We start from the raw sequence: 12,137 nt of genomic DNA on the forward strand, positions 1-12,137 counted from the left end.
GTGATATAGCTTAGCCCCTGCGATTGGGTGCAGGCCTAAGACAGCAAGCGACATCGGCCGCCCGATCAGCAGGAGCACATCTATGGAATTCGGCATCGTTGAACTCTCGCGGTTGCAATTTGCCACAACTGCGATGTTTCACTTCCTGTTCGTGCCGCTGACCATTGGCCTTTCGATCATCGTCGCCATTATGGAGACGGTCTATCTGATGACCAATCGGCCGATCTGGCGGCAGATGACCAAATTCTGGGGGGCTTTGTTCGGCATCAACTTCGCGATTGGTGTGGCGACCGGCATCACCATGGAATTCCAGTTTGGCATGAACTGGAGCTATTACAGCCAATACGTTGGCGACATTTTCGGAGCACCCTTGGCGATCGAAGGCCTGATGGCGTTCTTTCTGGAAGCCACCTTCGTCGGGCTGTTTTTCTTCGGCTGGGACAAGCTGAGCAAAACCGCCCACTTGGCAGTGGCTTGGCTGGTCGCGATTGGTTCCAACTTCTCGGCCCTGTGGATTCTAATCGCCAACGGCTGGATGCAAGACCCGGTTGGCGCCGCATTCAACCCGATGACGATGCGGATGGAGATGACCGATTTCTGGGCCGTTTTGTTCAACGAAGTCGCGCAGGCGAAGTTCGTCCATACCGTCTCGGCGGGCTATGTCACGGCTTCGGTCTTCGTGCTCGGCGTCTCGGCGTGGTATCTGCTGCGCGGACGCCACATCGAACTCGCTCGCCGTTCTATAGCGGTGGCCGCCGCCTTCGGTCTGGCCTCGGCGTTCTCGGTTGTGCTTTTGGGCGACGAATCCGGCTACAACGCCACCCACAGCCAAAAGATGAAACTCGCGGCGATTGAGGGCATGTGGCACACCGAACCCGCCCCTGCCGCGATCACCGCATTCGGCTTCCCAGATCAAGAGGCGCGCAAGACGCACTATGCCATCCATATCCCCTATGTGATGGGCCTGATCGGCACCCGGTCATTGACCACCGAAATCCCCGGCATCTCGGAACTTGTCGCCCAAGCCGATACCCGCATCCGCTCTGGCATGATCGCCTATGAAGCGCTGCTGACCCTGCGCGCCGAGCGTGAGGCTACGCCGCAGGTGGTGAAAGATACGTTCGAGCTGCACTCTGCCGATCTCGGCTTTGCTCTGCTGTTGCGCAAATATACCGATACGCCGCAGCTGGCGACCGAAGCACAGATCAAAATGGCCGCCAATGACACCGTGCCCACGGTCTGGCCGCTGTTCTGGGCGTTCCGCATCATGGCGGGCTTGGGTTTCGCCTTCATCGGCACCATGATCTATTTCTTCTATCGCGCCTCGTTCAAGCGGATGCAATTCCCGCGCCCGGCGCTGCATCTGGCGGTCTGGATGATCCCGGCACCATGGATTGCCGCTGAAATGGGCTGGTTTGTTGCCGAATTTGGCCGCCAACCTTGGACGGTGGACGGGGTGCTCCCCACCGCGATGTCAGTGTCAGCGCTGTCGATGACCGAGGTGGCGATCACACTGGCAGGCTTTGTGATCTTTTATTCCGTGCTGTTCGTCGTCGAGATGGGCCTCATGCTGAAATACATCCGCAAAGGCCCCTTCCTTGAAGTGGCGGAAACCGAGGCTTGGATGCAGCGCCACGATGCCCGGTTGACAGGGCGCAAAAACGCCGATGCCATCGCGATGGTAAGGGAGTAACGCCATGATCCTGCATGAACTTCTCAGCTACGAAACCCTGCGCCTGACATGGTGGGTCTTGGTCGGAGTGTTGCTGATCGGCTTCGCGTTGACCGATGGCTTCGATATGGGGGTAGGGGCTTTATTGCCCTTTGTCGCCAAAACCGACACCGAACGCCGGGTGGCGATCAACACCGTGGGTCCGGTGTGGGAAGGCAATCAGGTTTGGTTCATCGTGGGCGGGGCTGCGATTTTCGCCGCATGGCCGCCACTTTATGCGGTGTCATTCTCTGGCTTCTACCTTGCGATGTGGATCGTACTGGCGGCGCTGATCGTCCGACCCGTGGCGTTCAAATACCGCTCGAAACGCGACGATCCGCGCTGGCGGGCGGTGTGGGATTGGGCGCTGTTCGCCGGTGGCGCTGTGCCTGCAACGATCTTCGGCGTGGCCGTCGGCAACGTGCTGCAAGGCGTGCCGTTCCATTTCACCGATGACCTGCACGCGATCTACGAGGGCGTGTGGTATATGAAATTCCTGAGCCTTCTCAATCCCTTCGCATTGTGCGCCGGTGTGGTATCACTGGCGATGCTGGTGATGCACGGCGCGGCTTGGCTGACCTTGAAAGCCGAAGGCCCGGTGCAAATCCGCGCCCGTCGTCTCGGCTCGTGGGCCGCATTGGTGGCGGTTGGCGGCTATATCGGCTTAGGCCTCTGGCTGGCCTACGGCTTTGACGGCTACCAGATCGCAGGGGTTTACGTCACCGACGGCCCCTCCAACCCACTGCATTTCGCCGTCACCAAAGGCGGCAGTTGGATGGACGCCTACGGCCTACGCCCATGGATCGCGATTGCCCCCGCGATGGGCGTGGTGGGCGGCCTGCTGGCGTTTTTGGGCCTAAGGGCAGGGCGCGAAATCACCACATTGCTTGCCTCCAAAATGGCAATTTTCGGCATGATCGCCTCGGTTGGCCTGACGATGTTCCCGTTCATCCTGCCATCCTCCAGCGACCCAAGATCCTCGCTGACGGTCTGGAACGCATCCTCCTCGCACCTGACCCTGTTCATCATGCTGGTGGTCACGGCGATTTTCCTGCCGCTGATCTTGATCTACACCGCATGGGTTTACAAAGTGCTGTGGGGCAAAGTCACCGAGGCGGACGTGTCTGAAAACTCCCATGGCCTCTACTGAAAGGACAGATAGATGTGGTATTTCGCTTGGATGCTCGGCCTGCCGCTGGCCGCGATGTTCGCCGTGGTCAACGCGATGTGGCTGGAGATGCAGGAAGACAGCCGCAAAATCGGTACTCTTGAAGACGACGCATAAGCTGCCGCGAGATTAACGCAGCCACAACCCTTCACGCTTCAGCACAAACCTAATCGCCTGCTCGCGCCGCGGCAGGTCGTCACGGTCAAACAACGCCCGAACCTTTTTACCCCGATTCTGATAAATCATTAGCCGTGCAGGCTCGTGATCCCGCAAAATCCGCCGCAACTCTTTCTGCCCCGCCACATGCTCCAAAACCTCAACCACCCGGTCACTTTCCCGCGCATAAAGCAGCGGCAAAGTGCGGTAATGACAAGTCACGTCGCCATCCAGCCCCGCCAATGTCGGCCCCGGACGCCCGCCGCCAAAGCTGTGGATGACCAAGGGCAAAGCGATCTGGTCCAGCCAAGGATAAATCTCCTGACAGATCAAAGCTTCGGGCCGATCATCGCGGATGGCCAAAGCATAGTCCAAGAACTGCTGCCCAAAGGCCTTCGGGCTGGCATGAAAGAACCACCCCGCGTTGAAATACATAAACCTTTGCCAGTAATTCTCGGGCTGGCTGGGATCAATCGTATCGTCGAACGATAGCCCAAACCGATCGTAGAGCGCGCACCAAGTTGCCGCCAAATCCGGCCCATATAACTCTTGGCTCGGCCAAGTCCCCTCGCGCCGCATCGAGGCCGCGGGCTTTGCGAAATCAAACACCACGCTGTCGAAATCCCCGGTGATCAGCGTATCGGTGTCCAGAAACAGGAAAGGTTCATCCGGCAGCGCCGCCAGTGCCTCAATCTTATTGCCATGCGGATAGCTTTGCCCGAAATGCCGCGCCTCAAACGGCAGAAACTCTGCCCCAAGCTCCACCAGCATCGCTCGCACCGCCGCGTCGCTCACACCAACAGATTTCGGCCAAGCCCCGCCCTGCTGCGGCTCGGCCAGATACAGCTTGCCGGCAAAATTCGGGTTGGTTGCCCGCAACGACGCCGCCAGCAACAAAGCCTCGTATTGAAGCCGCCCCGCTTGCACCACCGCGACGATATTGAACGCTTGCCGCGCAGGCTTGGGATCGGTCATGTTTCTCTCGCGGGGATTGGCCCCCGTGCTGCTGCTGTTGGCGCGACATTAGGCGCGATTGCAGGGCAGCAAAAGCAAAAGGAGGTTCAGATGTTCAGGAATTCCCTGATTGTTGCCGTCATCGCGACAATCCCGGCTGCGGCCCTCGCCGAAAACTTCACCACCGCCGCCGAGATCAAACCAATCCTCGATGCCACCCGCGCCAACTGGATCGCGGTGCGCGAATTTGACGGCAAGGATCTGCTGTATTTCACCCAGCTTTTGTCATGGCGTTGTGGGCTCAGCGAAATCCGCTACGGCCTGAATGGGGCCACCGCTGACAAGGTGTGGGCGATGGAGCCCTGCTATGACACCGAGCCGCAGCCCAACGCGCTGAAGATGGAGGGGGCAGAGATTTTTCTCACCGAACCGCTTGGCTCGATCCAGACCATCTCGATCAGTGTCACCTACGATGACGGCACCGAGGCCAGCGCCGATTTCAAGCGCGCCGATGTGATGACGCCTTGATTTCATCTTGGCAAAAATACTCCCGCCGGAGGCATCCCCGATATCGTCAGGAGCCTCCGGCGGGAGTAATTTTTAAAAGAGCAAATCCTCAGCGCGCAGGCGTGAACCGCAACGACAGGCAAGACATCCCGCCGTCCAGTTTCGCGCATTCGCTGTTGCCGATCTCGCGCACGTTATATCCCGCCTGTTCCAAGATGCGGCGGGTTTTCGCAAAACCTGCAGGCATGATCATCAGATCATTGAAGCGGATCGAATTGGCGCAAGCTTCCTCGCCATCGGCGACATGGATCACCTTATACCCGTCAAAACAGCCCGAGTCCGCCAGTCGTTTGGTCGAAAGGATCGTCTCGGCGTCGAGCAGCGAGCAATCGGTTTTGAAATGCAGCACCCCCGGCGGCGTGAAGACCTCGCGCACCGTGTATCCCCAGTCGGCCACCAGCCGCGCCAGTTCCGCCACCCCGGCGGCATTGGTGCGCGCCGAACGCCCGACCAGAATTTCGGTCTCGGTGGTCAGGATATCGCCGCCTTCGATGAAGCTATCTGCCCCCTCAATCCGCAGCACGTGGCCGTAAAGCGTCTCCAGATGCGGTGCCATCTCTGCCGCTTCCCCTAGACGCGACGGCGCACCGGGCCGCATCACCACAGCACCTTTGGGCAGACACAACGCGGTATCTTCGACAAACACCGAATCCGGGAAAGCCTCCAGCGCGCCCAATTCGACCACTTCCGCCCCGGTTGAGATCAGCGCCGCGATATAATCCGCATGATGCGCCTGCATCAGCGCCAGATCCGGGGTGCCGGTATCCACCGCCCGCAATCCCGCGATGATGCTGGCCGCGGGCCTGCGGGTGATGGCATGGCTGAACGTGTAAGACTGCATGAAAGACTCCTGATCCGAACTTGCGCGACACTAGTGCAAAGTCCAAGCGCCCGCAAACCCAAGCACGGCAGCCGACAGCCAAAACCGACAAGCCAAAGCTTAAGCCGTTCCTCTGTAAGTATATTCCAGAAACAGGTTGGGCGATATAGCCCCCGCATTTGGCGCTGATACGTCCTGTTTTGTTTATCAGCCCCCGATCACCCTGCCGAGCAGTCAGCAGTGCCACAGCGCGGGCGATGGCGGCTGGGCGACCTGTCGTGTGATCTGCGCGATATAGCCATCGGGCCGGATCAACGGCCGGATGCCCCCGTCCCAATCTCATTCTTCGTCGTCTTCAGCTCCAAGGCCGGATCTTCTTTTCCAGAAAGGCCCGGACGCCAATCCCGGCCTCGGGTCCCTCCCAGATGTCGGCCAGACGCCGGATGCTGTCGTCGATCACATCGGCATCAATCCGAGACCCAAGGGCGCGGGTGAGCGCCTTGGCGGCGGCTACTGCACCGGGGGCGGTTGACAGATAGGGCGTGATCTCGGCCTCTAGGGCGGCGTCAAGGTCATCTGCATCGACCACTCTGGAAACGATGCCTAGGGTTGCGGCCTCATCTGCGCCAAACATACGGGCCGACATGAAAACGCGCCGCGCGTGGCCTTCGCCGATGCGGGCCAGTACGTAGGGGCCAATGGTAGCGGGGATGATCCCCAGCCGGGTTTCTGAGAAACAGAACTGCGTGCCGCGTGCCGCCACAACGACGTCACAGACGCAGGCCATGCCGATCCCACCGCCAAAAGCACCTCCATGCAAACGACCGATTAGCGGAAACCGCATTGTGTTCAGCGCTTGCAACATCTCGGCCAGTTTCCGCGCTTCGCGCAAGCGCTGCGGGCGGTCGGCTTCGATCTGCGCTTGCATCCAAGCCAGATCCCCGCCCGCGCAAAAGATCGTGCCCGCACCCGAAAGCACCACGGCGCGGGCTTGATCCAGCGTGCGGGCGAACTCGGTCAGCTCTGCGATCATCACAGGGGACAGCACGTTGCGGCGTTCGGGGGTGTTGAGCGTGACATACACCACGCCGCGCGGATCGGTGCGGATATCAAGCGTTTGCCAGCTCATGCGGGTCTCCTCAGGCTTTGGGCAAAGGTGGCTGCATCGGCCAGTCGGTCAAGGTCCAGCCCGGTATCGAATCCGCGGCCATGCAGCATCGAGGCCACGGCTTCGGTGGCGACATTGCCTTTGGCGCCGGGTGCGTAGGGACAGCCACCTAAGCCCCCGACCGAACTGTCAAACACCCGAAGCCCCCGGTCGAGACTGACCGCGATGTTCAAAAGTGCTTGGCCGCGCGTGTCGTGGTAATGCCCGGAAAGGCGGTTGGCAGGCAGGCGCTGTAGCACGGCATCCAGCATCCGCGCGATCCCTTCGGGCGTGGCTGCACCCAAAGTGTCGCCAAGGCTGATCTGGTAGCAGCCCATCTGAAAAAGCGCCTCGGCCACCTCGGCCACGGCGACGGGCGCAATCGGCCCGTCATAGGGGCAGTCGGTGACGCAAGACACATAACCCCGGACCGGGATCATCGCGGTGCAGGCGCTGCGCAGCACGGGCCGGAAACGCTCAAGGCTTTCGCGGATCGAGCAGTTGATGTTCTTTTGCGAGAAGCCTTCCGAGGCCGAGGCGAAGACGGCCACTTCGTCGGCGCGGGCTGCGATTGCGCGCTCAAAGCCCTGAAGGTTGGGCGTGAGTGCTGCGTAGGTGACGCCGGGCTTACGGGTGATGCCCGCCATGACCTCGGCGGCATCGGCCATCTGCGGCACCCATTTCGGGCTGACGAAGCTGGCGACTTCGATATGGCTGAAGCCGCAGTCGGACAGCAGATTGACCAGCTTGATCTTGTCTGCGGTGCTGATCAGGCGGGCTTCGTTTTGCAAGCCGTCGCGCGGGCCCATTTCGTATAGGGTGACGGGATCAGCCATCTTCGGCCTCCAGCGTTACCAAGACGGTGCCATCGCTGACCTGATCGCCTGCGGCCACCAGAACCTCGGCCACGACACCATCGCGGGGGGCGATCAGGATATGCTCCATCTTCATCGCCTCAAGGAAGATCAGCGCGTCACCTTTGGTCACCCGCGCGCCGGGGCTGGTTCGTAGCGACGCGACCAAGCCCGGCATTGGGGCAAGAATGGCGTCGCCGCCTGCGTGGTCGTGCTCGGCAGCCAGCAGGGGATCGACAGGGGTGAAATCGTGCTTGCGGCCTGACAGGAACACGCTGATCCTGTCAGCAGTTGCGATCACATGCGCCGTGGATTGCAGGCCGTCACAGGCGAAGCGAAGGGTGCCGTCGCGATGATCCAGCAGGGCGAGTGTGGTTTCATACCCGGTCCCGGTCACGCGGAACTGCCGGGGGCCGAGATGGATGACACGCAGGGCAAGCGGGCCAACCTTGTGGTCCAGCGCGGCAAAGCTTTCGGCCTCGGACCAGCCGCGCCAGCCGGTCAACCGGTCCCAAGGATCGGCGGCTTTGGGGGGGTCGAGCAGGTTCAGCGCGGCAAGAACCGCCAGTGCCGGGGCTTCGGCGGGCAGCGGGGCCGCGACGGTCAGCCGATCCAGATCGCGGGCAATCAGGCCGGTATCGACCTCACCAGCGCGGAACCCGTCATGTCGGGAGAGAGCGGTGAGGAATTCCAGATTGGTGGTCGATCCGGCGATCCGGCACTGCTCTAGTGTCGTGGACAACAGGTTCAGCGCCGCCGCGCGATCTCGCCCGTGGACTATGATCTTGGCGATCATCGGATCATACCAAGGGGAAATCTCGTCGCCTTGACGGATGCCGCTGTCGATGCGCACCGCCCCGCGGGTGAATTCAACGCCTTTGGGGAAAGACAGATGATCCAGTGTGCCGGTCGCGGGCAGAAAGCCCTTTTCCACATCTTCGGCGTAGATCCGGGCCTCGAACGCCCAGCCGTCAATCCTGAGATCCTGCTGCCGGAAAGGCAGCGGTTCACCTGCGGCGATGCGCAATTGCAGCTCAACAAAATCCAGCCCGGTGATCGCCTCGGAGACGGGATGTTCGACCTGAAGCCGTGTGTTCATCTCCATGAACCAGAACCCGTCGGGCCGGAGCGGGCCGGAGCCGTCGACGATGAACTCGACGGTTCCCGCGCCCTGATAGCCGATCGCCTGCGCGGCCTCGACCGCAGCTTTGCCCATCGCGGCGCGCACCTCGGCAGGCATGCCGGGGGCGGGGGCCTCCTCGATCACCTTCTGGTGGCGGCGCTGCAGGCTGCAATCGCGCTCGAACAGATGCACGACATGGCCCTGCGTGTCGCCAAAGACCTGAATCTCGATGTGGCGGGGCTGAGTGATGTATTTCTCGACCAGACAGGCCGGATCACCAAAGCTGGTGCGGGCCTCGCGTTGCGCACTTTCCAACGCTTGGGCAAATTCGCCGGGCTCTGTGACAAGCCGCATCCCCTTGCCACCACCGCCAGCACGGGCCTTGATCAGCACCGGATAGCCGATGGCGGCAGCTTCGGCGGCCAGATGGGCCGGGTCCTGCCTTTCGCCATGATAGCCGGGAACGACCGGCACCCCGGCTTTGACCATCAGCGTCTTGGCGGCATCCTTCAAGCCCATCGCCCGGATGGCGCTGGCGGGAGGGCCGATAAAGACCAGTCCCGCCGCCTGAACCGCTTCGACAAAGCCGAGGTTTTCCGACAGGAAGCCATAGCCGGGATGGATCGCCTCGGCCCCGGTCCGCAGCGCCGCAGCGATGAGGACGTCGCCCTTCAGATAGCTTTCGGCGACGGCGGCGGCACCGATGCGAACCGCCTCATCGGCCGTCGCCACATGTTTGCTGGCCGCGTCGGCGTCAGAGTAGATGGCGACGGTGGCGATGCCCATGCGGCGGGCGGTGGCGATGACGCGGCAGGCGATTTCGCCCCGGTTGGCGATCAGGATCTTGCGGAACATCGGCTTGCCTCACATGCGAAACACGCCGAAGCGCGTCTCTGGGATCGGAGCGTTCAGGGAAGCCGACAGCGACAGGGCCAGCACCTGTCGCGTGCGGCGCGGGTCGATGATGCCATCGTCCCAAAGCCGGGCCGTCGCATAAAGCGGGTGCGACTGACGCTCAAACATCTCAACCGTCGGGCGCTTGAACGCGGCCTCCTCCTCGACCGACCAATTGCCGCCCTTGCGCTCGATTGCGTCGCGGCGAACCGTGGCCAAGACGCCTGCCGCCTGTTCGCCGCCCATCACTGAGATACGGCTGTTGGGCCAGGTCCACAGAAAGCGCGGGCCATAGGCGCGGCCACACATGCCGTAATTGCCTGCCCCAAATGACCCGCCGACCAAGAAGGTGATCTTCGGCACTTGGCTTGTGGCCACCGCCGTCACCAGCTTGGCGCCATCCTTGGCGATGCCGCGGTTTTCGGCCGTCCGCCCGACCATGAAGCCCGAAATATTCTGCAGGAAAACCAAGGGGATCTTGCGCTGTGAGCAAAGCTCGACAAAATGCGTAGCTTTCAGCGCGGCTTCCGAAAAGATCACGCCGTTGTTGCCGATGATGCCCACGGGCATACCCATGACATGCGCAAATCCGCAGATGATGGTGGTGCCGTAGCGCGGTTTGAACTCGTCAAAGCGCGAACCGTCCACCGTGCGGGCAATCACTTCGCGGATGTCATAGGGGGTTTTCAACTCCGCCGGGACCACACCCATCACCTCGGCGGGGTCGTAAAGCGGTTCTTCCGGCGATTGCAGCACCAGTTGCGGCGGCTTTTGGCGGTTCAGGTTGGCGACAGCGCGGCGGGCAAGCGCCAGCGCGTGCAGATCGTCCTGCGCCAAAAGGTCGGCCACGCCGGAAAGCCGGGTATGAACATCGCCGCCGCCAAGGTCTTCGGCGCTGACCACCTCGCCTGTGGCGGCCTTAACCAAAGGCGGGCCAGCCAGAAAGATTGTGCCCTGACCCTTCACGATAATGGTGACATCCGACATCGCGGGCACATAGGCCCCGCCAGCGGTACACGACCCCATGACGACGGCGATTTGCGCGATGCCCTGCGCCGACATATTGGCTTGATTGAAGAAGATGCGGCCAAAATGGTCGCGGTCGGGGAACACCTCATCCTGATTGGGCAAGTTGGCCCCGCCAGAATCCACGAGATAGACACAGGGCAGCCGGTTTTCGGCGGCGATTTCCTGCGCGCGCAGATGCTTCTTCACCGTCATCGGATAATAGGTGCCGCCCTTCACGGTGGCATCGTTGCAGATGATCATCACCTCTTGGCCTTCAACCCGACCGACCCCTGCGATCAGGCCCGCCGAGGGGCTGGCACCGTCGTAAAGCCCGTGCGCGGCGAACAGGCCGATCTCCAGAAATGGCGAACCTGGGTCGAGCAGGCGGTCGATGCGTTCGCGCGGCAACAGCTTGCCTCGGCTTTGGTGCAGATCACGCGCCTTGCCGCCGCCCCCTGCAAACGCCAACTCTGCCGCCGCCCGGACTGTATCAAGTGCGGCCATATTTGCTGCAAGGTTCGCCCGGAACCCAGCACTGCGCGGCGAGATATTGGTGGTCAGGATTGTCATACGGTCATCGCCCCCATCAGTTCGCGCCCGATCAACATCCGGCGGATTTCCGAGGTGCCAGCGCCGATTTCCATCAGCTTGGCATCGCGAAAGATTCGGCTGACCGGCGTTTCGTTCATGAACCCCGCGCCGCCCATGGCTTGCACGGCTTGATGGGCGACCTCCATCGCCGCCTCCGAGGCATAGAGCACGCAGGCGGCGGCGTCCTGCCGGGTGACTGTGCCCCGATCACAGGCGCGGGCCACCTCATAGACATAGGCGCGGGCCGAGTTCAGTTTGGTATACATATCGGCGATCTTGGCCTGCATAAGTTGAAAATGACCGATGCTTTGGCCGAACTGCTTGCGGCTGACCATATAGGGCATGATCTCGTCCAGACAGGCCGCCATGATGCCGGTGCCGATGCCCGACAGCACCACGCGCTCGTAATCCAGACCTGACATCAACACCCGCACACCCTTGCCCTCGGCCCCCAGCAGGTTTTCAGCGGACACTTCGACATTGTCGAAGATCAGTTCGGCGGTGTTCGAGCCGCGCATCCCCAGCTTGTCGAAATGCGGCGAGGTGCTGAAGCCCTGCATGGTCTTTTCGACGATGAAGGCGGTCATGCCCTTTGATCTGGCAGTGGCGTCGGTCTTGGCATAGACCACCAGCACATCGGCGTCGGGGCCGTTGGTGATCCAGTATTTCGTGCCGTTCAGCACATAGTGCTCGCCCATCCGGTCGGCCCGCAGCTTCATGGATACAACGTCTGACCCCGCCTCGGATTCGGACATCGCCAGCGCGCCAACATAGGCACCCGAAACCAGTTTCGGCAGGTATTTCTGCCGCTGCGCCGCCGTGCCGTTCAGCCTGATCTGGTTGACGCAGAGGTTGGAATGCGCGCCGTAACTGAGCGCTATCGAGGCCGAAGCGCGGGCGATTTCCTCGACCGCGACGACATGGGCCAGATATCCCATGCCCGCGCCGCCATATGCTTCGGGCACCGTGATACCCAGCAGGCCAAGACCGCCCATCTCTGCCCAAAGCTCGGCGGGAAAGGCGTTGCGCTTGTCCACCTCAGGCGCGATCGGCTTCACCCGCGCTTGCGCCCAACGGTGCACCATGTCGCGAAGTGCTGCCACCTCATCGCCCAGATCGAACTGCATAGATGCCAGAAACATGC

At 61.7% G+C, this 12,137-nt stretch carries 11 protein-coding genes; 4 read left to right on the plus strand and 7 right to left on the minus strand.

Annotation, left to right across the window (positions count from 1 at the left end; translation table 11 throughout):
• Positions 1-82: 82 nt before the first annotated feature.
• From ACS5RD_RS08010 to cydX, 3 genes are read left to right on the plus strand one after another with little or no spacing between them, the layout of a single operon-like run.
• A complete protein-coding gene (locus ACS5RD_RS08010; RefSeq protein WP_489930738.1) occupies positions 83-1,693 on the plus strand; it encodes a cytochrome ubiquinol oxidase subunit I in 1,611 nt (536 codons plus the stop codon).
• Positions 1,694-1,697: 4 nt separating this feature from the next.
• A complete protein-coding gene (cydB, locus tag ACS5RD_RS08015) occupies positions 1,698-2,861 on the plus strand; it encodes a cytochrome d ubiquinol oxidase subunit II (protein ID WP_489930739.1) in 1,164 nt (387 codons plus the stop codon).
• A gap of 12 nt (positions 2,862-2,873) precedes the next feature.
• Positions 2,874-2,996, plus strand: coding sequence for a cytochrome bd-I oxidase subunit CydX (gene cydX / locus ACS5RD_RS08020; RefSeq protein ID WP_054005837.1), 123 nt, complete (start codon positions 2,874-2,876; stop codon positions 2,994-2,996).
• 12 nt (positions 2,997-3,008) lie between these two features.
• Here cydX and ACS5RD_RS08025 read toward each other — a convergent pair whose 3' ends face one another.
• Entirely contained in the window at positions 3,009-4,010 is a 1,002-nt protein-coding gene (locus tag ACS5RD_RS08025; protein ID WP_489930740.1) for a hypothetical protein, read from the minus strand.
• Positions 4,011-4,100: 90 nt separating this feature from the next.
• Between ACS5RD_RS08025 and ACS5RD_RS08030 the strand changes: the two genes are divergently transcribed.
• The gene (locus ACS5RD_RS08030; protein WP_489930741.1) at positions 4,101-4,517 is read left to right on the plus strand and encodes a hypothetical protein; all 417 of its coding nucleotides are present in this window, start codon (positions 4,101-4,103) and stop codon (positions 4,515-4,517) included.
• Between the two features lie 88 nt (positions 4,518-4,605).
• Here the strand turns inward: ACS5RD_RS08030 and ACS5RD_RS08035 are convergent, their stop codons facing one another.
• The 6 genes from ACS5RD_RS08035 to ACS5RD_RS08060 all read right to left on the minus strand — a co-directional run bounded on the left by ACS5RD_RS08035 (position 4,606) and on the right by ACS5RD_RS08060 (position 12,135).
• Complete coding sequence (locus tag ACS5RD_RS08035; RefSeq protein WP_489930742.1) at positions 4,606-5,397, minus strand: dimethylarginine dimethylaminohydrolase family protein; 792 nt, start codon at positions 5,395-5,397, stop codon at positions 4,606-4,608.
• Positions 5,398-5,731: 334 nt separating this feature from the next.
• Positions 5,732-6,505, minus strand: coding sequence for a crotonase/enoyl-CoA hydratase family protein (locus ACS5RD_RS08040; RefSeq protein ID WP_489930743.1), 774 nt, complete (start codon positions 6,503-6,505; stop codon positions 5,732-5,734).
• A complete protein-coding gene (locus tag ACS5RD_RS08045) occupies positions 6,502-7,359 on the minus strand; it encodes a hydroxymethylglutaryl-CoA lyase (RefSeq protein ID WP_489930744.1) in 858 nt (285 codons plus the stop codon). Before ACS5RD_RS08045 ends, ACS5RD_RS08040 begins: the two co-directional genes overlap by 4 nt.
• On the minus strand, positions 7,352-9,355 hold the full coding sequence (locus ACS5RD_RS08050; protein WP_489930745.1) for an ATP-binding protein: 2,004 nt from the start codon (positions 9,353-9,355) through the stop codon (positions 7,352-7,354). The genes ACS5RD_RS08045 and ACS5RD_RS08050 overlap by 8 nt, the downstream gene beginning before the upstream one ends.
• Positions 9,356-9,364: 9 nt before the next feature.
• Positions 9,365-10,972: a carboxyl transferase domain-containing protein gene (locus tag ACS5RD_RS08055; protein WP_489930746.1), complete on the minus strand. Its 1,608-nt coding sequence runs from the start codon at positions 10,970-10,972 to the stop codon at positions 9,365-9,367.
• A complete protein-coding gene (locus tag ACS5RD_RS08060) occupies positions 10,969-12,135 on the minus strand; it encodes an acyl-CoA dehydrogenase family protein (protein WP_489930747.1) in 1,167 nt (388 codons plus the stop codon). Before ACS5RD_RS08060 ends, ACS5RD_RS08055 begins: the two co-directional genes overlap by 4 nt.
• Positions 12,136-12,137: the final 2 nt, after the last annotated feature.

This window comes from Cypionkella sp. PAMC25878, assembly GCF_058135695.1.

Bases quoted from the DNA above. Each gene is read 5' to 3' on its own strand.
- ACS5RD_RS08010 (WP_489930738.1), top strand. From the start codon at position 83: ATGGAATTCGGCATCGTTGAACTCTCGCGGTTGCAATTTGCCACAACT.
- cydB (WP_489930739.1), top strand. From the start codon at position 1,698: ATGATCCTGCATGAACTTCTCAGCTACGAAACCCTGCGCCTGACATGG.
- cydX (WP_054005837.1), top strand. From the start codon at position 2,874: ATGTGGTATTTCGCTTGGATGCTCGGCCTGCCGCTGGCCGCGATGTTC.
- ACS5RD_RS08025 (WP_489930740.1), bottom strand. From the start codon at position 4,010: ATGACCGATCCCAAGCCTGCGCGGCAAGCGTTCAATATCGTCGCGGTG.
- ACS5RD_RS08030 (WP_489930741.1), top strand. From the start codon at position 4,101: ATGTTCAGGAATTCCCTGATTGTTGCCGTCATCGCGACAATCCCGGCT.
- ACS5RD_RS08035 (WP_489930742.1), bottom strand. From the start codon at position 5,397: ATGCAGTCTTACACGTTCAGCCATGCCATCACCCGCAGGCCCGCGGCC.
- ACS5RD_RS08040 (WP_489930743.1), bottom strand. From the start codon at position 6,505: ATGAGCTGGCAAACGCTTGATATCCGCACCGATCCGCGCGGCGTGGTG.
- ACS5RD_RS08045 (WP_489930744.1), bottom strand. From the start codon at position 7,359: ATGGCTGATCCCGTCACCCTATACGAAATGGGCCCGCGCGACGGCTTG.
- ACS5RD_RS08050 (WP_489930745.1), bottom strand. From the start codon at position 9,355: ATGTTCCGCAAGATCCTGATCGCCAACCGGGGCGAAATCGCCTGCCGC.
- ACS5RD_RS08055 (WP_489930746.1), bottom strand. From the start codon at position 10,972: ATGACAATCCTGACCACCAATATCTCGCCGCGCAGTGCTGGGTTCCGG.
- ACS5RD_RS08060 (WP_489930747.1), bottom strand. From the start codon at position 12,135: ATGTTTCTGGCATCTATGCAGTTCGATCTGGGCGATGAGGTGGCAGCA.